The organism is Rhizobium sp. CB3060 (assembly GCF_025200735.1).
GTDB lineage: Bacteria > Pseudomonadota > Alphaproteobacteria > Rhizobiales > Rhizobiaceae > Rhizobium.
In genome coordinates this window covers 1,960,826-1,983,052 of record NZ_CP104158.1, presented here as the reverse complement: position 1 = coordinate 1,983,052, position 22,227 = coordinate 1,960,826, and the positions used below count along the sequence as shown (strand labels likewise).

General features: G+C 60.2%; 19 protein-coding genes and 1 other RNA gene. 15 read left to right on the top strand and 5 right to left on the bottom strand.

The window, feature by feature from the left end; all coding sequences use genetic code 11:
• Window positions 1–114: 114 nt before the first annotated feature.
• A complete protein-coding gene (locus N2601_RS09620; protein WP_104823582.1) occupies window positions 115–789 on the bottom strand; it encodes a class I SAM-dependent methyltransferase in 675 nt (224 codons plus the stop codon).
• Complete coding sequence (locus N2601_RS09615) at window positions 786–2,033, bottom strand: DUF3419 family protein (RefSeq protein ID WP_104823581.1); 1,248 nt, start codon at window positions 2,031–2,033, stop codon at window positions 786–788. Before N2601_RS09615 ends, N2601_RS09620 begins: the two co-directional genes overlap by 4 nt.
• Window positions 2,034–2,224: 191 nt before the next feature.
• On the opposite strand from N2601_RS09615, the gene N2601_RS09610 reads away from it, so the two are divergent.
• Window positions 2,225–3,637: a serine hydrolase domain-containing protein gene (locus N2601_RS09610; RefSeq protein ID WP_104823580.1), complete on the top strand. Its 1,413-nt coding sequence runs from the start codon at window positions 2,225–2,227 to the stop codon at window positions 3,635–3,637.
• Between the two features lie 10 nt (window positions 3,638–3,647).
• On the opposite strand, the gene N2601_RS09605 is transcribed toward N2601_RS09610, so the two are convergent.
• The 3 genes from N2601_RS09605 to N2601_RS09595 form a co-directional block, all read right to left on the bottom strand.
• Entirely contained in the window at window positions 3,648–4,805 is a 1,158-nt protein-coding gene (locus tag N2601_RS09605) for a transglycosylase SLT domain-containing protein (RefSeq protein WP_104823579.1), read from the bottom strand.
• A 114-nt stretch (window positions 4,806–4,919) separates the two neighbouring features.
• A complete protein-coding gene (locus tag N2601_RS09600; protein ID WP_104823578.1) occupies window positions 4,920–5,555 on the bottom strand; it encodes a LysE family translocator in 636 nt (211 codons plus the stop codon).
• A 59-nt stretch (window positions 5,556–5,614) separates the two neighbouring features.
• Entirely contained in the window at window positions 5,615–6,826 is a 1,212-nt protein-coding gene (locus N2601_RS09595) for a pyrophosphate--fructose-6-phosphate 1-phosphotransferase (RefSeq protein WP_104823577.1), read from the bottom strand.
• A 284-nt stretch (window positions 6,827–7,110) separates the two neighbouring features.
• Between N2601_RS09595 and N2601_RS09590 the strand changes: the two genes are divergently transcribed.
• The 14 genes from N2601_RS09590 to ftsW all read left to right on the top strand — a co-directional run bounded on the left by N2601_RS09590 (window position 7,111) and on the right by ftsW (window position 22,050).
• Window positions 7,111–7,821 carry a J domain-containing protein gene (locus N2601_RS09590; RefSeq protein ID WP_104823576.1) on the top strand — a complete coding sequence of 237 codons (711 nt, stop codon included), beginning with the start codon at window positions 7,111–7,113 and terminating at the stop codon, window positions 7,819–7,821.
• On the top strand, window positions 7,818–8,579 hold the full coding sequence (locus N2601_RS09585) for an N-acetylmuramoyl-L-alanine amidase (RefSeq protein ID WP_104823575.1): 762 nt from the start codon (window positions 7,818–7,820) through the stop codon (window positions 8,577–8,579). The genes N2601_RS09590 and N2601_RS09585 overlap by 4 nt, the downstream gene beginning before the upstream one ends.
• Window positions 8,580–8,845: 266 nt before the next feature.
• Window positions 8,846–9,403 (top strand): lytic transglycosylase domain-containing protein, encoded by a 558-nt coding sequence (locus N2601_RS09580; RefSeq protein ID WP_104823574.1) that lies wholly within the window; start codon window positions 8,846–8,848, stop codon window positions 9,401–9,403.
• Between the two features lie 82 nt (window positions 9,404–9,485).
• The gene (locus N2601_RS09575; RefSeq protein ID WP_260303958.1) at window positions 9,486–10,679 is read left to right on the top strand and encodes an NAD(P)/FAD-dependent oxidoreductase; all 1,194 of its coding nucleotides are present in this window, start codon (window positions 9,486–9,488) and stop codon (window positions 10,677–10,679) included.
• 67 nt (window positions 10,680–10,746) lie between these two features.
• Window positions 10,747–11,146: RNase P RNA component class A (gene rnpB, locus N2601_RS09570), an RNA gene on the top strand.
• 431 nt (window positions 11,147–11,577) lie between these two features.
• On the top strand, window positions 11,578–12,018 hold the full coding sequence (mraZ, locus tag N2601_RS09565; protein ID WP_104823572.1) for a division/cell wall cluster transcriptional repressor MraZ: 441 nt from the start codon (window positions 11,578–11,580) through the stop codon (window positions 12,016–12,018).
• 14 nt (window positions 12,019–12,032) lie between these two features.
• The gene (gene rsmH / locus N2601_RS09560) at window positions 12,033–13,058 is read left to right on the top strand and encodes a 16S rRNA (cytosine(1402)-N(4))-methyltransferase RsmH (protein WP_260303957.1); all 1,026 of its coding nucleotides are present in this window, start codon (window positions 12,033–12,035) and stop codon (window positions 13,056–13,058) included.
• A gap of 1 nt (window position 13,059) precedes the next feature.
• A complete protein-coding gene (gene ftsL / locus N2601_RS09555) occupies window positions 13,060–13,605 on the top strand; it encodes a cell division protein FtsL (protein ID WP_104823570.1) in 546 nt (181 codons plus the stop codon).
• On the top strand, window positions 13,605–15,356 hold the full coding sequence (locus N2601_RS09550; RefSeq protein ID WP_104823569.1) for a peptidoglycan D,D-transpeptidase FtsI family protein: 1,752 nt from the start codon (window positions 13,605–13,607) through the stop codon (window positions 15,354–15,356). Before ftsL ends, N2601_RS09550 begins: the two co-directional genes overlap by 1 nt.
• Window positions 15,357–15,420: 64 nt before the next feature.
• On the top strand, window positions 15,421–16,884 hold the full coding sequence (locus tag N2601_RS09545) for a UDP-N-acetylmuramoyl-L-alanyl-D-glutamate--2,6-diaminopimelate ligase (protein ID WP_104823568.1): 1,464 nt from the start codon (window positions 15,421–15,423) through the stop codon (window positions 16,882–16,884).
• Window positions 16,881–18,341 (top strand): UDP-N-acetylmuramoylalanyl-D-glutamyl-2,6-diaminopimelate--D-alanyl-D-alanine ligase, encoded by a 1,461-nt coding sequence (locus N2601_RS09540; protein WP_104823567.1) that lies wholly within the window; start codon window positions 16,881–16,883, stop codon window positions 18,339–18,341. Before N2601_RS09545 ends, N2601_RS09540 begins: the two co-directional genes overlap by 4 nt.
• Window positions 18,342–18,352: 11 nt before the next feature.
• The gene (mraY, locus tag N2601_RS09535; protein WP_104823566.1) at window positions 18,353–19,474 is read left to right on the top strand and encodes a phospho-N-acetylmuramoyl-pentapeptide-transferase; all 1,122 of its coding nucleotides are present in this window, start codon (window positions 18,353–18,355) and stop codon (window positions 19,472–19,474) included.
• A 7-nt stretch (window positions 19,475–19,481) separates the two neighbouring features.
• Window positions 19,482–20,894, top strand: coding sequence for a UDP-N-acetylmuramoyl-L-alanine--D-glutamate ligase (gene murD, locus N2601_RS09530; protein WP_104823565.1), 1,413 nt, complete (start codon window positions 19,482–19,484; stop codon window positions 20,892–20,894).
• 1 nt (window position 20,895) lies between these two features.
• Window positions 20,896–22,050, top strand: coding sequence for a putative lipid II flippase FtsW (gene ftsW / locus N2601_RS09525; RefSeq protein WP_104823564.1), 1,155 nt, complete (start codon window positions 20,896–20,898; stop codon window positions 22,048–22,050).
• Window positions 22,051–22,227 lie beyond the last annotated feature (177 nt).

Genomic DNA, 22,227 nt, shown 5'->3' with positions numbered 1-22,227 from the left:
CCGGCCCTTGCCACTTTTTCACCATATCAACGTAAAAAATGCGTTATCTTCAAGTAAATTCTTATACTTGGAATGCCGCATGAGCGGATTTCGTGCCGAATTCCACTTTTTTTGCTAGGCGGCCGGCTTAATGACGACAGCTCTCCATGCATAACCCCGGCCGATTTCTTCGAATACCAGCTTCGCGCCGCGCGCCGCGACTCGCTCTTCGAGCACGGCGCGGAGGTCGGCGCGGGGGGTGACGTGGAACTTTGTCAGCCAGCCTTTCAGCATGGTGCGGAACCAACCAGGCAGGCGCTCCTGTTGGCCGAAATCGACGATGTGCAGTTCGCCGCCGGGAATGACCGCGTTCAGCGAAGCATCGATCGCGCTCTTCCAGTCCGGGATCATCGAGAGTGCGTAGGAAATCATGACACGATCGAAACCGTCGACACCGAAATCACCAGCCGAGAAGGCAGTGGCGTCGGCGACGCGGAAATCCGGTACTTGTTTCAGCCCGCGAAAATTATTGCGGGCCGAAATCAGCATCTCTTGGGAGATGTCGAGGCCATAGAGTCTCGCCGAGGGAAAGCGACGATGAGCCAGCAACATGTTGCGGCCGGTGCCGCAACCCACTTCCAGTAGGGAGCCGCTCAAAGGCACGTTGAGGTGCGCAATGGTGCGATCGCGGCCGAAGAGGTAATATTTGCGGGTCAGGTCGTAGATGTGCCGCTGGTAACGGTACATGCCGTCCATCAGTCCGGCATGGTTCTTCGAGCTTGTCTGAAGACCTGTATCCGCCTGGCTCACGCTTTTTTCCCGTAGATGTGGAAGCCGCCGTAGATCGCCGAGCGGTCGCGGACGTTAAGCTCCTGCGAGCGCTCTTCGAAATAGACCCACTGATCGCGAATGGCGGGGGAGAGGCGACCTTCGATGATGCTCTTTTCGGCGGCGGTGCGGAAAATGACGCGGGCGCCTTCGCGGGCCGTGCGGGTAATTTCAGCCCAGAGGTCGTTGAGCTGTTCGTCGGTCATCCAGTCCTGGGCGTCGAGCAGGATATAGCGGTCGCGCGAAGCGGCGGGCTTGGAGGCCAGAAGCTCCGTGAAGTTGGCATGATGCACATCGACGCGGTCGGCATTGGCGCGGATTGCGGCGTAGTGCTCAGGCCGCAGATAGGTCGGCAACGGGCCTTGGTGTTGGGAGGCATAGCGCCGCGCAAAGGCCTGCCAGGCGAAATAATTGTCCCGCATCGGGAAGTGGCAGGCCAGCTTTTCCAGGCGGTGCTTCAGGACGCCAGATATGGAATCGTCACCTGCGAGGCTCGCAAGTTCGTCATATTGTTGCGGCGGGATGCCGAGGCCGAAAAGCGAGCTCTTACGGCCGAGTAGCCAGCGGACCATCGGCTTGTCGAAGATCGGCGCAATTTCGTTGTCGAAGAACTGCCGCTGTTCGCGGACCGTGCGGGCTTCCGTCATCTTGCCGAGGCGGACGCCGTGCAGGCGGGCCAGCACATGGGCGGCGCCGATGAAGCGGCCGAGCAGGCCGGTCTTATAGATGTTGCGGTTGAACACCGTGACGCGGCGGCGGCCATACATGTCGCGGCCATCCCAGTGAGCGGCGGTCGCCGGATCGAGACGCGGCGCGATGAACTGATCGTATGCCTGGCTATTGGCGCTAACGTCCGGCGTGCCGAAGAAGCGCACGAGATCGGCATGTCCGGGTAGCAGCCGGAAGGCGGCGAGCTTGAGCTTGTTCAGCGCGATGTGGTGACGATTGAGGTCGACGACATCGATGGAAGCCGGGTTCTGCGAAAGATAGGCGAGCATGTTGCAGCCGCCCGAGCCGATTGTGACGATGCGGTGGTGCGGCTGCAGCTCCATCGCCTCCATGTCGATATCCGGATCCTCCCAGATCTGCGGATAGACAAGGCCGGAAAACAACATGCCGAACAGGCGCTCCGAAAAGCCGGCCTTCGACAGAGCCTTGTGTTGCAGCAGAGCGTCCTTGAGTTTCCGATTCTTGTGGAGACCGGCATCCGGGGCAAATTCCGTCATCTGAGTCTTGTCACCGATTTGTCAGGTTCAGCGCGTGTAACCCGGCAATGCTACAGTCTGATGACGTGGACTGTTGGCAGACCCGGCCGGTAGGGCCGTCACGGTGATATTTGCAAGGCTGTGGCGACGATAGGTCTTTCACATTCCTGCATTTCCTGATTGTCTCCGCATTCCTTCGGAGGGTGTGTGATATGCGTTTAATATCGAGAGTGGTCGGGGCTCTTGTTTTTTTGCTGCTGATCATTGTCGCGGGCGGTGCGGTCTGGCTTTCGGTCTGGCCACCGGAATTGTTGAGGGTCGGGGACGGCTATGCCGCCAAGATCGTCTGCTCGAATACCTTTATCGCCAAGCGCGATCCCGAGCGGATATTGGCGGATGACGTGCAGGCGCCGGGCAATCCGGCGCTGAAGCTCGTTCGGGTTTCGGTCAATCGAGAGGAAGGCGTGGTAACCGCCCGCTTTCTCGGCATGTTTGCACCAAACTATGCGCTCTACCGCGGCGCGCTCGGCTGCACGACGGTGCCGGACGGCGATCTGCCGGCGGCGCGCAGCGCGGCGTTCCTCAATAAGATCAAAGCGGCCAAAAGCGATTCTCCTTGGCCGGATGGCGATAAGGCCGTGCTGGGCCAAGACGACACCGGCCTCGCGCTCTCCAAGCTCCTTGCCAATCCGGACTTTGCCGGTCCCGCCATGCGCGCCATCGTCGTCGTCAAGAACGGCCGCATCATCGCGGAGACCTATGGCGAGGGATTCGACAAGGGCACGCCTTTGATCGGCTGGTCGATGACGAAGACCGTCAATGCCGCCATCATCGGCCGCCTCATGCTTTCCGGCCGCATGTCCTTCGACGATCAGAATCTTTTGCCGCAATGGAGTGCCGACGCGCGCAAGAACATCAAGCTCAGCGATCTCCTTAGCATGGAGAGCGGTTTGGCCTTCAATGAGGGATATGGCGCAGTCTCAGACGTGACGCGCATGCTCTATCTCGATCCGGATTCGACCAGGGTTGCCTCGAGTGCGCCTCAAGAGGCGGCGGCAGGCGAACGATTCAGCTATTCCAGCGGCACGGCGACGCTGCTCTCTCGGATTTGGATGAACAAGCTTCCCAATGAGAGTGCGGCGATCACCTATCCGCGTGAAGCGTTGTTTGCGCCGCTCGGCATGTTCAGCGCTGTGTTGGAAGCCGATGAGCGCGGTACTTATGTCGGCAGTTCCTATCTTTATGCGACGCCGCGCGACTGGGCGCGCTTTGGCCAATTCCTGCTGCAGGATGGTGTCTGGAAGGGCCAGCGCCTGTTGCCGGAAGGCTTTGTTGGCGCGATGCGCACTCCGACGACGGCATCCGAAGGCATCTATACGCAGGTTCAAGCCTGGCTTGCCGGTCCCGGTGGTTCGGATGCGCAGTTCGGCCTGCCGACGGATACGTTCTGGATGCTCGGACATGATGGCCAGAGCGTCGCCATTGTGCCGTCAGCCAATCTCGTGCTGGTGCGCATGGGGCTGACGCCGGGCTGGCTGGACTATAAGCCGCAAATTCTACTGAAGAGGATACTGGATATAATCAACGCCGGTCAGGACATGGCCCAACCGGCGCTGGCGAAATGATCCGGGATAATCAGTAATTGCCTTGCGCGACGTCCGGCAGGCCCTTGCGCTTGGCATCATAATAATAGCCGCGCGCATAGAGCTGAACGGCATTGGCTTCTTTGGCCTCGGCCTTGTTGTCGGCCACCATCCATGCGCCGCGCAGATATTTCGCGGCATATTTGATGTTGGTCTCGGCATCGAGTAGGCCTGCAGGCGGACCGTCGTAGCCCATGGACTTGGCCGTGTTGTATCTAATCTGCATCAGGCCAAAGTAACCGCCGCGGTTATATGCCTTCGGATTGTAGCGGCTCTCGCGATGAACGACGCGATGGATCAAAGATTCCGGAATTTCATAAAGCTTGGCATATTTCTGGATGAGCTTCGAAACGTAGCTCTTCTCCTCCGCCGGCACGTCGGAATCGTAATTCTGAGGGGTCAGTACCGCCGAAACGACCGTCGGGCCGCTGGCATCGAAGTTGAAATCATAATGCATGCGGGTGTCCGCATAACCCATGCCGGCGATCTGCATCGGCGCGGCATAGGCGACTTCGGCAGGCGCCATGATCGGTGCATCTTCGCCCGGGCGGGGCGTCGGAACGACGGACTGAATGGCCGCCACGTCCGACGTCATCGGAATGGTCGCCTGACCCTGGGTCGCGGAACCTGACACCGGCAGCAGCGCGGTATCGCCTGGACGTGCCGGGTTCGGGATCGGGATGGCGACGACGGTGGGAACCACGGGTTCGTCGGAGGCCGCATAAGCGGCGGCTGCGGATGTGCCCGCTGCGGGCGCGCCGGTTACGGCCGCTATCGCGACAGTACCCTGGTTCGCTGCATTCGGTGCATTTGCCACCGGACCAACCATGCGGTCCTGGGCTGCCTGAATCTGATTCGGAGCCACCGAACCGGCGCCAACCCGGTCCGACTTCATCAATGCTGCCTGCTGCTGAGGCTGAATCTGCTGGCCTGTAGCTGGTGTGGTGGAAGCCACCGCTACGCCGCCTGTGGTCGACGCAGCACCGACCGGAGCCGGGTTTGTATTCGGATGCGGCACGTTGGTTTGTGCCGACGGGAGTTCTGCCTGGGACGTCTGCTGCTGAGTGCTTGCACACCCTGCGAGGACGCCGCACATCATTGCCGAAAAGGCAACGCTGCGCTTTAGGCTGGGAAATCCGATCGCTACCATTCTGTCACTTTCGAAAAAACCAAACCGCCCTGCGGTGCAAATCAGCCACAGGGTTGATAAATTTATGAATCCCCCATTAACCTATCCGTGATCGCCCCGCAACCCTGGACAGCATCAAGCGGCCAACCGGCGATATCCGGCGGTCACTGCGCCGGCGGCTATCAACAGGGTTCCGCCCGTCCGGTTAACGGCGCGTTGCACGCTTGCCTTGCGAATAAAACCGCGCGCCATATCGGCGATGAAAACGTAGAGCAGGGAGTTCAGTGCTGCCAGAGTGAGGAATGTCGCCTCCAAAATAACGGTTTGCTGAAGGAAGGGCTTCGACAGGTCGAGAAACTGCGGCACGAAGGCGATGAAGAAGACAATGCTCTTCGGGTTCAAGGCGGTCACAACGTAAGCGTGCAGTAAAATCTTGAGCGGCTTTTCCTCGGGAAGATTGTCATTGTCGCCCATCGGGCCGGTCACAATCGGGGCGCGCCAGAGCTTGATTCCCAGAAACATCAGGTAGGCTGCGCCGATCAGCTTGAGAATCGTGAACAGAGTGGCCGAGGTGGCGAGAAGGGCGCCGAGACCAGCGAGCGAGGCAGTCATCGCCGTGAAATCGCCAAGCGTTACGCCGGTCACCGTTGCCAGCGCCGTCTTACGACCGTGGCCGAGTGCATATGAGATCACAAGGAGAATGGTCGGACCGGGTATTGCCAGCATAATGCAGGATGCGGCGGCGAACGCGAGCCAGGTTTCGATGGACATGGAATCCTCCTCTATTCCTATTCGCCGCCAGCAAAGACATTGGATTTGCGATCCGTCAATTAGGATTGCGCGTATTTTTGCCCGATGTGATCCATGACTTCGGCGAACCACGGCAGGGACAGATCAAAGGGCTTGCCGCCCTTGATGCGCGGGAATTCGATGGTGCGCAGCTTGCCGCCCTGGCCTTCGTCATGGCCGGTGACGCCCGAGATCTTATTCAATGCGCTTTCGACCGCGAGGTCGACCATGCCCTGGATCAGGCGCAGGTCGTCGCCGTTAGCGGGCGCCGAGCGGGCAAAATAGCCCGACTTTTGCACCAGGGAGCGCTCTGCGCCGAGCAGGGTGGCGAATTGCTTCTGGAACCAGTTGCCGACATTGATAGTGTCGATCTTCACATGACCGAAGGCATCGCGCTTGATGGTTTCACCGGCAGCTTCCCGCTCGGCCACGATGGCCTCGAGGCCGGCGCCTTCCGAAACGAACAGCGTCACCTGGCCAGTCTTGTCCATAACGGCCTTCAGGCGCTCGGCTTCTGCTTCGATGTCGAAGGCCATTTCCGGGAGATAGAGGCCGTCGATGCTCTTCATGGCGGCATTCATCATGAAGCCATCCACATATTCATTGGCACTGGTCTTCTGAATATAGGCGCGGGCTGTCGCCGCCGTCAGCCAGCCGCAGCTTCTGCCCATGACTTCATGGATGACGAGGGTGCGCGGAGCGGCGGTCTGTTCGTTGCTGACATTGTCGAAGAAATGCGCGCCGACTTCGGCCGCCGTCCAGGCGCCGAGGGACTGGCGGATCGGCACGACATCGTTGTCGACCGTCTTCGGCAGGCCGACCACGGTCAAGTTATAGCCGTTGGCGCCGAGGTAGGCGGCAAGATCGGCTGCGGTCGTGTTGGTGTCGTCACCGCCAATTGTATGGAGAATGGTGACGCCGTCGGAGGCGAGGCGCTCGGCGGCCACGCGCAGCGGATTTTCGCCTTCCTTGACGAGACCGCGTTTGACGCAGTCGGCGGCGTTGGTGAGCTTGACGCGGCTGTTGCCGATCGGCGAGCCGCCGTAGCGGTGCAATAGATGTGCACGCTCGCGCATGCCAGGCGTCACCTCGATGCGGTCACCCAGCAGAACGCCCTGATAGCCGGAGCGATAGGCTATAATGTCGAGATCGGGCGCAACGTCGCTGTAGCGCTGGATCAGGCCGCCGACCGCAGAGGAGAGACAGGGCGCCAATCCGCCGGCGGTGAGCATTGCGACTTTCTGTTTGGCCATGGGTATCCTCCTCGCAGCCGGGCTGCCTCATTTCGGTGATTGCCTCGGAATGGATGCGACAGGCGGGCATGGCTGTAAAGTAAAGAATTTAAGAAATGCGTGCTTGCTTTTTCATCCGGGCAATGAGTTGCCCGATCCGGCGGAATCGCAAATCACAGCTTCGAACACGCCATCATTACCGAATTGTGAAAAGTGTTTTCGTCTGTGCGACCAATGGACTCCTTGCAATCGCAACCATTATTTGATCAACGTGTTTCTATTCAGAAGGGGTAATTGAGACCATCATGTCGTTTTGGGAAAAATTGCTGAATGCTGTTGGTGGCACCGCTGGCAATGCCCTGTCGGCAGTGGTCGAAGCCATTCGTACGCTGTTCGAAGGCGATCCGGAGACCCGCCGCAAGGTGGCCTTTTCCGTCGCTATCATCGCGCTTTCCGCCAAGATGGCGAAGGCCGATGGCGTGGTGACCGAAAACGAGGTCAACGCCTTCCGTGAGATTTTCGAATTTCCGCCGGATCAGGCGAAGAACGTCGCACGTCTTTATAATCTGGCACGCCAGGACGTTGCGGGCTACGAGGCCTATGCAGAAAAGCTGTCGTCGCTCTGCGTCACCTGCGCGAAGAATTGCCCGGTGCTGGAAGACGTGCTCGATGGTCTCTTCCATATCGCCAAGGCTGATGGTCTGATCCACGAGAAGGAAATGGCCTTCCTGCAGCATATTGCTCAGATCTTCCATATGAGCGAGCAGCGTTTCGAACAGATCATGGCGCGCCATGTCAGCGCCGGCGGCCGCGATCCCTACAAGGTGCTCGGCGTATCGCCCCAGGACGATTTCACGACCATCCGTCGCCGCTATCATGGCCTGGTCTATGAGAATCACCCTGACCGCCTCGTCTCGCGCGGTGTGCCGGAGGAATTCCACCTCATCGCCAATGAGCGCATGGCGGCGCTCAATGCAGCCTACGCGGAAATCGAGAAAGAACGCCGCGCTGCATGAGTTCCTTTGCGGCAGATTTTTCCGGTGCCAGCGTGCAGCCGTCGCCGAACCATGGCGAGCGGCGGGACGGGCGCAAGCCAGACATGATCCTGCTGCACTATACCGGCATGGGCACGGCCGAAGGCGCGCTTGATTGGCTCTGTCGCGACGAGAGCCAGGTGTCGAGCCATTACTTCGTCTTCGAGGATGGGCGGGTGATCCAGCTCGTACCGGAGGAACGTCGTGCCTGGCATGCCGGCAAGAGCGTCTGGCATAACGAGGCCGACATCAATTCGCTGTCGATCGGCATCGAAATCGCCAATGCCGGTCATCCCGGCGGGCTGCCGGATTTTCCCGATGCACAGATCGAGGCGGTCATCGAACTGTGTCGTGATTGCGGCCATCGCTGGGCGATTTCACCTGAGCGTGTGCTTGCACACTCCGATGTCGCTCCTGTTCGCAAGGTCGATCCGGGCGAAAAATTTCCGTGGGCGCGACTGGCCGAAGCGGGCGTCGGCCACTGGGTCGAACCGACGCCGATCACCGGCGGGCGGTTCTTTCAGAGGGGCGATGTCGGGCAGCCGATCGAGGCTTTGCAATCCATGCTCTCGCTCTATGGTTATGAAACGGAAATTACAGGCGAATTCTCCACAAAACTGGCGGGAGACGTCGAGGCTTTCCAGCGCCATTTTCGCCAGGAGCGAGTGGATGGGATCGCCGATTTTTCGACCATCGATACACTTCATCGTTTGCTGTCCGCGCTGCCTCGCTTCTCCTAAGGGTAGGTGGGCCTCGTTTTTACGGTGGAATAGACGCCGTAACGCTCAAAATGCGTAACGTGCTTCAGCGCCACATCATTTCCCTATTATCTCCGCATTGGGCTGGTCTAACGGCGCCCGCTTGAACGGCGGTCGCGCAAGTTAGTTTGTGTGTCGCGCGGCCGTAAAGAATAACGGGGACCGTGAACTCCGGCGGCTCTTTTTGCCTCCCGCCGGACTGATGGCTTGTGCTGTCCACGGTTCCGCGCTCGGAGACAAAAGACTAAATGAAAAATCTGATTGTTGCGGCGGCAGCGTGCGTGAGCGTACTGCTGACAGGATATGATTGCGCCTATGCCGACCCCCACGGCGAGAAAACCCAGACCGTCCCCCTGCAGATCATTACGCGTACGGTCGGCTATCCAATGCCGAGTGTCCCCGCCGAATTGAGAGATGCGGAAAACTCCTTCACGACGCAAAATCCCTATTCGGCGCTGATTACCAAATACGCTAAGCAGAACGGCGTGCCGGTCGAATTGGCGACCGCGGTCATTCAGATCGAAAGCAATTTCAATCCAAAACGGCGCGGTAGTGCCGGCGAGATCGGCCTGATGCAGATCAAGCCCACGACCGCAAAGCTGATGGGCTATTCGGGCAGTGCCAAGGGACTTTACGATCCCGAGACGAACATCAAGTTCGGCATGAAATACCTCGCCGCGGCACAGCAACTTGGCGGTGGACCAACCTGCAACACCATCCTCAAATACAATGCCGGTCATGCAGCAACGCGCATGAATCCGGTCTCGCAGAAATATTGCGGTAAGGTGCTGGCGCTCCTCGATTAATCGCCGCTTTTAAGAGGATTGCGGGTGGGGCGGACTCGCTTTCCATGTTATCGAATTTGCGATCATTTGCGAGGGACATAACATGGCAGCGGATTTCAGGTTCATCGTCGTCGGTCGAGAAATGATGGGGGCTGCTGCCGCGCGCCATCTGGCCAAACAGACAGACGGCATAGCCGTCATCGGCCCGGACGAGCCCGAAGACCGTGTGAACCACCAGGGCGTTTTCGGCAGTCACTATGACGAAGGCCGGATCACCCGCACCATCGATCCCGACGCCGACTGGGCGCGGCTCGCCAACCGTTCGATCGGCCGCTATGCGGAGATCGAGCGCGACAGCGGCATTCAATTCTACGCCCCGGTCGGCTGCCTTGTGGTCGGGTCCAAGCGTGGCGGCGCCCATGACTACGTCAGCAATGTCGTCGATGCGGCAGCTCGGCTCGGTGTCCGGACGGAGCTTCTGGACGACGCTGCGCTGAAGGCGAAATTCCCCTTCTTCTCCTTTGCTGAAGGCAGCGAGGGCGTCTACGAGCCGAAAGGCGCGGGACATATCAGCCCGCGGCGGCTGGTGAAGGCACAGTCGTTGCTGGCGGAGAAGGCGGGGGCTCGCGTCATCAAGCAGACGGTTGTCTCGATCCGCGACGAGGACCGTCTGGCGGTCGTCACAACGGCGGAAGGCGAGACGTTCCCGGCGGAGAGAGTCCTGCTTGCCGCCGGCAGTTTCTCCATTGCCGAGAATCTGTTGCCGCAGCCGGTTGAAGTGAAGGTTTATGGTCGCACTGTGGCTTTCTTCGAGGTGGGCGAGGCGGAGGCCGAGGCGCTCTCGGCCATGCCGTCGCTGATATCTTCGAGGCCTGACCATACCGACAGCATCTACCTGCTGCCGCCGATCCGCTATCCTGACGGGAAATACTACATCAAGATCGGCGGCGATCCAGACGATCTCCAGTTCGAAAACGAGCCGGATTTGCGTAAGTGGTTTCGAACCGCCGGTCGCGACAAGGCACGCGATCACCTGACGCGGATCATCCACGACCTGGTTCCGAGCCTGACAGGGCCATCGACGTTCACCAATTCCTGTGCCGTTTCCTATTCGCCGACTGGCTATCCCATGATCGGTTACACGTCGTCACCACGCGTAGCGGTGCTAACGGGTGGCTGCGGCACGGCGGCGAAGAGTTCGGACGAGATCGGCAGGCTCGGCGCCGAACTGCTGCTCGAAGGCCGAATCAAGGACGACGGCTACCGCACGGATTTCTCTGCACATTTCCGTACTTAGGTCCGAACGGAAATAAAGCTGCATATTTCGATGGCAATTGCCGGCGCTCTCGGCTAATGGAGCCCTGCCAGTTGGCCGGGCAGCCGCGCCTCACCAATGCCGAAAGGCGGTGGGGTGAGGAAAGTCCGGGCTCCACGGAAACACGGTGCCGGATAACGTCCGGCGGGGGCAACCTCAGGGAAAGTGCCACAGAAAGCAAACCGCCTGGTCTTCGGATCGGGTAAGGGTGAAAGGGTGGGGTAAGAGCCCACCGCGTCTCTGGCAACAGCGGCGGCACGGTAAACCCCACCGGGAGCAAAACCGAATAGGGATGACGCGGATCGCGAAAGCGGTCCAGCCCGTTTCCGGGCCGGTCATCCGGGTGGGTTGCAAGAGGCGGCGCGCAAGCGTCGTCCCAGATGAATGGCTGCCACGTTCCGGCCTCGGCCGGAGCCACACAGAACCCGGCTTACAGGCCAACTGGCAAATCATATTTTCGACCGGCGTCGATGCTCGTCATTGCCCTGTGGAAACAATTTCTCAGACCGCCAAAAGCCTTGGTTTTTCGGTCTTCCGACCGTGTCGGCGGAGGGGTTTTCGTCTGTGAAAACAATCCGTTTTGGATCGGCGGTTCAGGGCGATCATAACCTTTCGTTAAACTTAACGGGTTATGAATATTCAGGCTGTGGCCACGTCTCTGTGGCTTCATCCCATTGACGCCCATATGGTCCCATGGTATCCCAAAAGCACACTGCACAAGGGCAAATCATCGCCCATTCATCGCAAAGCCATGATCCCTCCTTTCTTGGGGGTGTCGGAAGAGTATTCTCTCTTTCGGCTTGCGAAGCTGTGTCCGATTTTGGCTATGTCTGCGGGCGAATGATCGCCCGTAAGTCATGGGAAACGGGTGTTTCGCGTCATGAACCGCTTCCTATCGAATGCGACCAACAGGATCGATGCCAAGGGCCGGGTATCCGTGCCGGCGGCATTTCGTTCCGTGCTGGCGGAGCGCAATATCCAGGAGCTGTATTGTTTCCAGGATTTTGTGTTTCCGGCGATCAGCGTCGGCGGTCTCGATCTGCTCGATCGGTTCGAGCGGCAGATTGCGGCGGACGATCCTTTTTCGCCGGCGGCGAACCAGATGTCGCTCCTCATTCACGGGGGCGGGGTCTTTATGAGGCTCGATGCGGAAGGGCGGCTGATGGTCACGGATTTTATCCGCGGTTTCACCGGTATCGCCAACGAGGTGACCTTCGTTGGTCGGGCGGATCATTTTCAACTGTGGCAGCCGGAGGCTTTTCAGGTCTTGCAGGCGCAGGCACGAGAGGAGCGCAAGCTGGCGGGCAGGCGCTCAGAATAGAACGGGGAAACGGAATGGCGGCGAATCCTGGCGGAGGCTCGACTGATGCTGGTGGCGGACCGGTTCGTCACATTCCGGTTCTTCTTGCTGGGGTGCTTGAGGCGCTGGCACCGGCCGCCGGCAAGGTCATTCTCGACGGCACGTTCGGTGCTGGTGGCTATACCTCTGCTATTCTGTCTGGTGGTGCCGATGTGATCGCGCTCGATCGTGATCCGACGGCGATCGCGGCGGGGCAGGCGATGGTTGCCGCTCATGCGGGTCATCTTTCACTTATTCGTTCGCAGTTTTCGCAGCTTGCCGATCATGCGCCGCAGGGTGGGCTCGATGGTGTCGTGCTCGATATCGGTGTCTCTTCCATGCAACTCGACGAGGCCGAGCGCGGTTTCTCGTTCAATAAGAACGGCCCGCTCGACATGCGCATGTCGGCAAGTGGCGTATCGGCCGCCGATGTCGTCAACCGCGCCAAGCTCGCCGATCTCATCCGTATCTTCGCCTTCCTCGGGGAAGAAAAGCAGGCGCCGCGCATTGCCCATGCGATCGAAAAGCGTCGGGCGGAAGCGCCGTTCGTTACGACCCGCGATCTCGCTGGTCTGATCGAGATCGTCACGCCGCGAAAGGCCAAGGACAAGATCCATCCGGCGACCCGTGTTTTCCAGGCGCTGCGCATTTTCGTCAACGACGAGCTTGGCGAATTGGCGCAGGCGCTGTTTGCGGCCGAGCGCGTGCTGAAGCCCGGCGGGCGTCTGGTTGTCGTTACCTTTCATTCACTGGAAGACCGGATCGTCAAGAAGTTCTTCGCCGATCGCTCCGGCCGTGCCACCGGTTCTCGTCATATGCCCATGGTTCATGAGCGGCTCGCGACCTTCGATCCGATCGGCAAGTCGATGGTTTCGGCAAGCGATGCGGAAGCGGAGGCCAATCCGCGGGCGCGTTCGGCCAAGCTGCGCGCGGGTCTTCGCACCGCTGCGCCCGCCGAGGCTGCCGATCTCTCGATCTTCGATCTGCCCAATCTCGCCAGTCTCGGAAAGCTCGGAGGTTGATATGCTGAAGACTTTTGACATCGTCCTGATTGGCGTCATGACAGCGATGGCCACCGTGACCTACACGATCAAGCATCGTGCCGAACTGAAGCTCGAAGAGGTTCACCGCCTCGAATCGGAAATCAAGCTGGAGAAGGACACGATCGAGCTTCTGAAGGCGGATTGGGCGCTGGTCGTGCAGCCAAACCGCCTGGAGCGATTGGTCAACAACTACAGCAGCGAACTCAAATTGCAGCCGACGCTGTCGACGGCGATTGTTCAGCCGAGCGAATTGCCGATGCTCCGCTCGCAGGTTCCGCCGGAAACCGTCGCCGATGCCAAGGATGCCGCCACGCCTGACAAGACGACCAAGGCCGGAAATGCGAAACCCCACTCGAGCGCCAGCGCGGCATCGAAGAGTGGCGACACGACGGATGCCGAGATCAGGAAGGCGATCGCCGATGTCGCCGCCGCTCCCGCGCCGCGTCCGGTCGCCAAGGCGCCGTCGCTGCTGAAGCGCAAAAAACAAGAAGTCGACAATATCGCAACGGGATCGGTGGACGAGTGATGTCTTTTCTTTCGCGCATCATGGTCTTGAAAAGCAAGGCACATTTCTCCACCGACGGCAATAACCGCCCGAATGACGGCTTTGGCCGTTCGACCTTCGAAGGTGCCCGTAAGCGCAAGTCTAATCAGGCCAAAAGCCGCGTCATTCTGTTGGTTGCGAGCTTTGCCGTTGTCTACTGCATCATCGGCGGTCGTCTTGCTCAGTTCGCCATGACGCCGCCGGATACGACGTCGAGCATCCTGCCGCCGGACCGGCTGATGGCATCGCGCCCCGATATCGTCGACCGCAACGGCGCACTGCTTGCGACCGATATCCGCACGGTGTCGCTGTTTGCCGAACCGAACAAGATCATCGATCCCGATGAAGCGGTCGAGCAATTGCGCACCGTGCTGCCCGATCTCGACACCAAGGGCACCTATAAAAAGCTGGCCGTCAAAACCTCGCATTTCGCCTGGCTTCGCCGCCAGTTGACGCCGAAACAGCAGAGCCAGATCCTGGCGCTCGGCATTCCCGGCATCGGTTTCCGTCCGGAAAAACGCCGCTTCTATCCCGGCGGTTCGACCGCTGCCCATATTCTCGGCTACGTCAATATCGACAACCGCGGCGTCACCGGTATGGAGAAATATATCGACGACCAGGGGCTTGCCGATCTCGCGGCTGCCGGCATGACCACCGACCAGCCGCTGCAGCCGGTGAAGCTGTCGATCGATCTTCGCGTGCAGGACATCGTGCATGACGCCGTCGTCAATGCCGTCAATAATTTCCAGGCAAAGGGTGCCGGTGCCGCGGTGCTCGACGCCCGCACCGGCGAAGTGCTGGCCATGGCGTCGGCACCCGATTTCGATCCGAATTATCCGAACGAAGGCGCTGCAGAAGGCTGGCTGAACCGTATGACGAACGGCACGTTCGAAATGGGATCGACGTTCAAGACCTTCACCATGGCGATGGCGCTTGATGCTGGCAAGGTGACGCTGCGCGATGCCTTCGACGCCACCAATCCGATCCGCATCGGCGGCTTCACCATTCACGACTTCCACGGTCAGCATCGTGTGCTGACGGTTCCGGAAATCTTCCAGTATTCGTCCAACATCGGCACGGCAAAGATTGCCGACATAGTCGGTATCGACGCGCACAAGGAATTCCTGACGCGGATGGGGCTGCTCACCAAGTTGAACACCGAGCTGCCGGAAGTGAAGATGCCGACGCAGCCGCGCGTGTGGAAGAAGATCAACTCGATTACCATCTCCTTCGGCCACGGCGTCTCCACCACGCCGCTGCAGACAGCGGTTGCCGGTGCGGCTCTCGTCAATGGCGGCAAGCTGATCGAGCCGACCTTCCTGCCGCGGACCCGCGAACAGGCCGACGCGATCGCCAAGACTGTCGTCAAGAAGAGCACGAGCGACGACATCCGCTTCCTGCTCGATTTCAACGGCTCCAAGGGTTCCGGCCGCGCCGCTCGCGTGCCCGGCTACGATGTTGGCAGTAAAACCGGCACGGCCGACAAGGTCGTCAACGGCCACTATTCGCATACGCTGAACTTCAACACCTTCCTGGCTGCCTTCCCGATCGACAATCCGCAATATGTCATCATGACCTTCTGCGACGAGCCGAAGACCGGTGAACATGGCGGCACGATCTCGGCATACACGGCGGCGCCGATCGCTCGCGATATCATCGCCCGGGCAGCGCCGATCCTCGGAATCCAACCGAGTTTCGGAAACGGTAACTCCGCCTTGCTGGTGTCTTATTAAGCGTGAAAGAATAAACGGGTCGATTCGCGAGGGGCGGACTGATCAAGAACGAAAAGTATATTCGATGAACTTGCGGGATATTGCCGGAAATGCGTTTCCGGAACTCAATGAACAAATTGGCGGGACACTTGGCGATCTTGAGATAACAGGCCTTTCCGCCGATAGCCGTAAGGTTGCGCCCGGCATGGCTTTCATAGCTGTCGCCGGCACGAAGGCCGATGGCGCAAGTTTCATTGCTGATGCCGTTTTGCGTGGTGCATCTGTCATTGTTGCCGGCCAGGGTGCGGTCGCCGCTGGTGCGCCGCTGTTGACCGTTGCGGAGCCGCGGCGTTTCCTCGCCGTTGCTGCTTCCCGCTTTTACGACAGGCAACCGGAGACGATGGTCGCCGTTACCGGCACCGCCGGCAAGACCTCCGTCGCTTCTTTCACTCGGCAGATATGGGCGCATGCGGGCCATCCGGCGGCAATGATTGGAACGACCGGTGTTATATCACCGACGCGTAACGATTACGGTTCGCTGACGACACCCGATCCGGTGTCGCTGCATCAGTTGCTTGCCGAGCTTTCGGATGAGGGCGTCACCCATGCGGCGATGGAAGCCTCCAGCCATGGCCTCGACCAATTCCGCCTCGATGGCGTCAGGCTTGCTGCTGCCGCCTTCACCAATCTCGGCCGCGACCATATGGACTATCACCCGACCGTCGAGGATTACCTGGCCGCCAAGATGCGGCTGTTCAGGGATCTGCTGCCGAAAGGCTCGCCGGCCGTGATCTTTGCCGACGATGCGTGGTCGGAACAGGCGATTGCCGCTGCGCGCAACGCGGGGCAGGATATACGCACTGTCGGCCGCAAGGGCGATTTCCTGGCGTTGAAGCGTGTCGAGCATTTCCGTCATAAGCAGATCGCGGAAGTGCATCTGGGTGACGATATTTTCGAGGTTCACATCCCGCTTGCCGGCGATTTCCAAGTGGCCAATACGCTCGTTGCCGCCGGTCTTGCCATTTCCACCGGCGTTGCCGCGCCGGTTGCCATGGCGGCGCTGGAAAAGCTCTCCGGCGCTTCCGGGCGATTGGAGCTTGTCGGTCATACCCATGATGGCGCACTTGCCTATGTTGACTATGCGCACAAGCCGGATGCCTTGGAAAATGTGCTGAATTCGGTGCGGCCGTTCACCACCGGCCGTGTCATCGTCGTCTTCGGCTGCGGCGGCGACCGCGATCGCGGCAAGCGGCCGATCATGGGCGAAATCGCCTGCCGTCTAGCCGATGTGGTTGTGGTCACCGACGACAATCCGCGCTCCGAAGAGCCGGCGGCGATCCGCGCCGAGATCATGGCCGCGGCACCCTGCGCCACCGAGATCGGCGATCGCGCCAAGGCGATCCGCGAGGCAGTCGGCATGCTGAAATCCGGCGATACGCTGATCGTCGCGGGCAAGGGGCATGAGGAAGGTCAGACGATCGGCAGCGTGACGCTGCCTTTCTCCGACCATGCCGAACTGCGCAAAGCACTGGAGGAGGTAAAGTCTTGAGCTGGCTATGGACAACTGAAGACATGATCGCCGCCATTGCGGGCCGCTCCTTCGGAGTGCTGCCTGAGGGCGTTACGGGGATTTCCATCGACAGCCGTTCGATCAAGCCGGGCGAAGCTTTCTTCGCCATCAAGGGCGATCGCGTCGATGGCCATGACTACGCCAACTTGGCGATGGCGAACGGCGCGGCGTTGATCGTGATCAGCGAGGCGCGGTTGCCGGCGATGGGCCGGCTGACCGTGCCAAAGATCGTTGTCGACGACGTATTGGCTGGGCTCGCCAGGCTTGGCGTTGCCGCCCGTCAGCGTACGCAGGCGAGCATCATCGCTGTGACTGGCTCGGTCGGCAAAACCACCACAAAGGAGATGCTGCGCCGGACATTGTCGCCCTCGGGCAAGGTGCATGCCTCCGTCGCCTCCTTCAACAATCATTGGGGCGTGCCGCTGAGTTTGGCGCGCATGCCTCAAGATACGGATTTCGGTGTTTTCGAGATCGGCATGAACCATCCGGAGGAGATCCGGCCGCTGACGAGAATGGTGCAGCCGCATGTGGCGATCATCACCACGATTGCGCCGGCCCATCTCGGCAATTTCAAGAACATCACCGAGATTGCCGCTGCCAAGGCGGAGATTTTCGACGGCGTCGTGCCGGGCGGTCACGTCATCCTCAACCGGGACAACGATCAGTTCGATTTCCTGGAGCGCGCTGCGTTGGCCGCCGGCGTCGAGCATGTGCACAGTTTCGGCCAGCATGCCAAGGCGGATGTGCGGCTCGCGGAATTTAACGCCTCGGAAGAGAATTCGACGCTGTGGCTGACAATTGGCGGCGAGACGATGGAAGTGGCGATCGGAGCGCCAGGCCGGCATATCGCGGAAAACGCGCTGGCTGTCCTCGGTGCAGTGATGCTCGTCGAGGCCGATCTCGACAAGGCGGTCGATGCGCTGGCGACGCTGCAGGCGGAAAAGGGCAGGGGGCAGCGCCATAAGCGCGCAATCGCCAATGGCTACTTCACGCTGATTGATGAAAGCTACAACGCCAACCCTGCATCCATGCGCGCGGCCATCGCGCTGCTGGCGACATCTTCGCCGGATGCCAATGTCGGCGCTAGAGCGGGCAGGCGGATCGCCATCCTCGGCGATATGCTGGAAATGGGGGATTATGCCCAGAGAGTGCATGCCAATCTTGCCGGTCCGCTGCTGGCGGCAGGCATCGAGCATGTCTGGCTGGCAGGTCCGGAGATGGCGGCGTTGAGGGATGCGCTGCCGGAAAGTGTTCATGTCGAATATCGTGAGACGACGGAGGAGCTCTCGGAATTCGTGATCAACTCGGTCGCCCCTGGCGACGTTTTGATGGTGAAATCGTCGCTGGGGATAGGATTCGGGAAGATCGTGGCAGCTTTGCTTGACAAGTTTCCAGCATTTGCCGACACGGAGCCCCACTCCCATCAGGGGCTTTAGAAAGGGCTCTTATGCTGATCTGGCTTGCCGAACTGTCGGACCACGTTCATTTTTTCAGTACTCATTTCAGATTTCTCAATCTGTTCAGATACATCACGTTCCGCACCGGCGGCGCTTTGTTCACTTCGGCGTTGATCGTCTTCCTCTTCGGGCCGCGAATCATCTCTTCCCTGCGTGTACGCCAGGGTAAGGGCCAGCCGATTCGCGCCGACGGTCCGCAGACTCATTTCAAGAAGGCAGGTACGCCGACCATGGGCGGGCTGATGATTTTGGCCGGCATCGTCGTGTCGTCAATGCTTTGGGCCGATCTTGCCAACGTCTATGTGGTCGCGACGCTGCTGGTGACATTGGGCTTCGGTGCCATCGGCTTCTATGACGATTATCTCAAGGTAACGAAGCAGAGCGATAAGGGCTTTTCCGGCCGCGCCCGCCTCGGCATCGAATTCGTCATCGCCGCCATTGCCGTCTATTTTATGATGAGTACGGCATTGTCCTCCGGTACCGCCGGTTCGACCTTCGGTTCGTCGATCGCGTTCCCGTTCTTCAAGAATTTCATGCTCAATCTCGGCATGTTCTTCGTGCTGTTCGGTGCTTTCGTCATCGTTTCCGCCGGTAACGCTGTCAACCTGACCGACGGTCTCGACGGGCTTGCCATCGTGCCGGTCATGATTGCCGCCGCCTCCTTCGGCGTTATCGCCTATCTCGCCGGCAACTATGTCTTCGCCGACTATCTGGCGATCAACTTCGTGCCCGGTACCGGCGAATTGGCCGTGGTGTTGGGCGCTGTTATCGGCGCCGGCCTCGGCTTTCTCTGGTTCAATGCGCCGCCGGCGGCCATTTTCATGGGCGACACCGGTTCTCTTGCGCTGGGCGGCATGATCGGTTCGGTGGCAGTTGCTACCAAGCATGAGATCGTCATGGCGATCATCGGCGGTCTCTTCGTGCTGGAGGCGCTTTCGGTCATCATCCAGGTCGGTTTCTTCAAGATGACCGGCCGGCGCGTCTTCCTGATGGCGCCGATCCACCATCACTTCGAGAAGAAGGGCTGGACGGAAAGCCAAGTGGTCGTGCGCTTCTGGATCGTTGCGGTCATCCTGGCGATGATCGGCCTCTCGACCTTGAAGCTTCGGTGAGGCGGCGATGATCCCTGTCACCACGCTCAAGGGGAAAAAGGTCGCATTGTTCGGCCTCGGTGGCTCGGGTTTTGCCACCGCGCGGGCGCTTGTCGCCGGTGGTGCCGAGGTGACTGCCTGGGACGACAATCCCGACAGCGTGGCGAAGGCTGCGGCCGAAGGTATCCCGGCCGCCGATCTCAGAACGATCGACTGGAGCGGCCTCTCGGCATTCGTGCTGTCGCCCGGCGTGCCGCTGACGCATCCGAGGCCGCACTGGACCGTCGATCTCGCTCACGCAGCCGGTGTCGAGATCATCGGCGATGTCGAGCTCTTCGTCCGCGAGCGGCGGGCGCATGCGCCGGAGTGCCCCTTCATCGCCATCACCGGCACCAACGGCAAGTCGACCACGACGGCATTGATTGCCCATATCCTGCACTCGAGCGGCCGCGATACGCAGCTCGGTGGCAATATCGGTACGGCCATCCTGACGTTGGAGCCGCCGAAGGCGGAGCGCTACTACGTCGTCGAATGCTCTTCCTATCAGATCGATCTCGCCCCGACCCTCAATCCTTCCGCCGGCATTCTACTCAATCTGACGCCCGATCATCTCGACCGGCACGGCACGATGCAGCATTATGCCGATATCAAGGAACGGCTGGTGGCCGGCAGCGGCGTTGCCGTCATCGGCGTCGACGACAGCTATTCTTCGCTGATTGCCGATCGCGTCGAACGGGCGGGCGGCAAGGTTACCCGCATCTCGCGCCGGCATGCGTTGGCTGACGGGCTTTATGCCGAAGGCAGCCGCATCGTCCAGGCATCGACTGGGGCAACCTCGGACATTGCCGATCTCGACGGCATCCAGACGCTGCGCGGCGGTCACAATGCGCAGAATGCCGCGGCGGCGATAGCCGCATGTCTGGCTGTCGGTGTTTCCGCTGACGATATCCGCGCCGGGCTCAAATCCTTTCCTGGCCTCAAGCATCGCATGCAGCCGGTCGGCCGGCGTGGCCGCGTCGTGTTCGTCAATGATTCCAAGGCGACCAATGCGGATGCCGCCGCACCTGCGCTCTCGAGCTACGATCATATCTACTGGATCGCCGGCGGCCTGCCGAAAGAAGGCGGTATCACGACGCTGGCGCCGCTCTTCCCGCGCATAGCCAAGGCCTACCTGATCGGTGAAGCGGCACCGGCCTTCGCGGCGACGCTCGGCGAGCAGGTGCCCTACGAAATATCCGGCACTTTGGAGCGCGCTGTCGCCCATGCCGCAGCCGACGCCGACAGGGACGAACACGAGACGGCGGCGGTGATGTTGTCACCGGCTTGCGCAAGCTTCGATCAGTACAAGAATTTCGAGGTCAGGGGTGATGCCTTCGTCAGCCACGTGGCTGCGGTCGAAGGTGTCACCATGCTGGTCGGGTCAGCAACAGGAGGCGATTGATATGGTAAGCCGCGTTGAGCGTGGGGCCTTGGCCGAATGGTTCTGGACCATCGACCGTATTTTCCTGGCATTGTTCATCCTGCTGATCGGCATCGGCTTCATGCTCTCGTTCGCGGCGTCGCCCGCCGTCGCCGAGCGCATCGGGCTCGAACCCTTCCATTTCGTCAAGCGTCACGCCTTGTTTCTGGTTCCGGCGATCGCGACGATGATTGGCATCTCCTTCATGACGCCCCGGCAGGTGCGCCGTACGGCGGTCATTCTGCTGATCGTCTCGCTGGCGATGATGCTGTTCGCCTTGTTCTTCGGTATCGAGGTCAAGGGATCGCGGCGCTGGGTCAACATCGCGGCGCTCTCCATCCAGCCATCAGAATTCATGAAGCCGGCCTTCGTCGTCGTCTGTGCCTGGCTGTTTGCGGAGCATGCGCGCCAGCCGGAAATTCCGGGCAATCTCTTCGCCATCATCCTCTTCGGCATCGTTGCTGCACTCCTAGTTGCCCAGCCCGACCTTGGGCAGACGATTCTCACTACCGCCGTCTGGGGCGGCATGTTTTTCATGGCCGGCATGCCCTGGCTGTGGATCGGAGTGCTCGGCGGCCTCGGCGTCGGTGGCTTCGTGGCGGCCTATTATGTCTTTCCCCACGTGGCGCTCCGCGTCGACAAGTTCATGACCGGCGAGGGCGATACGTTCCAGGTCGATACCGCCAAGGAAGCAATCATTCACGGCAATTGGTTCGGCGTCGGGCCGGGTGAAGGCATCGTCAAGCGCATCATTCCGGACGCCCATACCGACTTCATCTTCTCGGTGGCTGCCGAGGAATTCGGTGTCGTCTTCTGCATGGTGCTCGTCTGCATCTTCGCCTTTCTGGTGCTGCGCGGCCTGTCGCATGCTTATAAGGAAAAGAATGATTTCAACCGCTTTGCCGTTGCAGGCCTGGTGCTGCAGATCGGTATCCAGTCTATCATCAATGTCGGCGTGAACCTGCAATTGCTGCCCGCCAAGGGCATGACCCTGCCGCTGATCTCCTATGGCGGCTCGTCGATGACCGCCATCTGTGTGACGGCGGGCTTCATCCTGGCCCTGACGCGCCATCGGCCGGAAAAGAGGGCGCAGGATCGCAGCCTCTTTCGTGTGACGCATGGATTGCCGGCGGAGTGATCGCATTGGCCCCATCTGCGCTTTATCCCCATCTCCCGGACAACGCCTATTCTTCGGTCGCTTTCGCGAAGATGGGAGTCTATGAAGGAGGTTTGAAGCGCTTCAGTGACGCGGGCATGGCGGCTTCCTATATTAGGGAGATGCCCTCGCGCAGGGGGTATTCGCGGGAGCGAAGAT

Bases quoted from the DNA above. Each gene is read 5' to 3' on its own strand.
- N2601_RS09615 (WP_104823581.1), bottom strand. From the start codon at position 2,033: ATGACGGAATTTGCCCCGGATGCCGGTCTCCACAAGAATCGGAAACTC.
- N2601_RS09610 (WP_104823580.1), top strand. From the start codon at position 2,225: ATGCGTTTAATATCGAGAGTGGTCGGGGCTCTTGTTTTTTTGCTGCTG.
- N2601_RS09605 (WP_104823579.1), bottom strand. From the start codon at position 4,805: ATGGTAGCGATCGGATTTCCCAGCCTAAAGCGCAGCGTTGCCTTTTCG.
- N2601_RS09600 (WP_104823578.1), bottom strand. From the start codon at position 5,555: ATGTCCATCGAAACCTGGCTCGCGTTCGCCGCCGCATCCTGCATTATG.
- N2601_RS09595 (WP_104823577.1), bottom strand. From the start codon at position 6,826: ATGGCCAAACAGAAAGTCGCAATGCTCACCGCCGGCGGATTGGCGCCC.
- N2601_RS09590 (WP_104823576.1), top strand. From the start codon at position 7,111: ATGTCGTTTTGGGAAAAATTGCTGAATGCTGTTGGTGGCACCGCTGGC.
- N2601_RS09585 (WP_104823575.1), top strand. From the start codon at position 7,818: ATGAGTTCCTTTGCGGCAGATTTTTCCGGTGCCAGCGTGCAGCCGTCG.
- N2601_RS09580 (WP_104823574.1), top strand. From the start codon at position 8,846: ATGAAAAATCTGATTGTTGCGGCGGCAGCGTGCGTGAGCGTACTGCTG.
- N2601_RS09575 (WP_260303958.1), top strand. From the start codon at position 9,486: ATGGCAGCGGATTTCAGGTTCATCGTCGTCGGTCGAGAAATGATGGGG.
- mraZ (WP_104823572.1), top strand. From the start codon at position 11,578: ATGAACCGCTTCCTATCGAATGCGACCAACAGGATCGATGCCAAGGGC.
- rsmH (WP_260303957.1), top strand. From the start codon at position 12,033: ATGGCGGCGAATCCTGGCGGAGGCTCGACTGATGCTGGTGGCGGACCG.
- ftsL (WP_104823570.1), top strand. From the start codon at position 13,060: ATGCTGAAGACTTTTGACATCGTCCTGATTGGCGTCATGACAGCGATG.
- N2601_RS09550 (WP_104823569.1), top strand. From the start codon at position 13,605: ATGTCTTTTCTTTCGCGCATCATGGTCTTGAAAAGCAAGGCACATTTC.
- N2601_RS09545 (WP_104823568.1), top strand. From the start codon at position 15,421: ATGAACTTGCGGGATATTGCCGGAAATGCGTTTCCGGAACTCAATGAA.
- mraY (WP_104823566.1), top strand. From the start codon at position 18,353: ATGCTGATCTGGCTTGCCGAACTGTCGGACCACGTTCATTTTTTCAGT.
- murD (WP_104823565.1), top strand. From the start codon at position 19,482: ATGATCCCTGTCACCACGCTCAAGGGGAAAAAGGTCGCATTGTTCGGC.
- ftsW (WP_104823564.1), top strand. From the start codon at position 20,896: ATGGTAAGCCGCGTTGAGCGTGGGGCCTTGGCCGAATGGTTCTGGACC.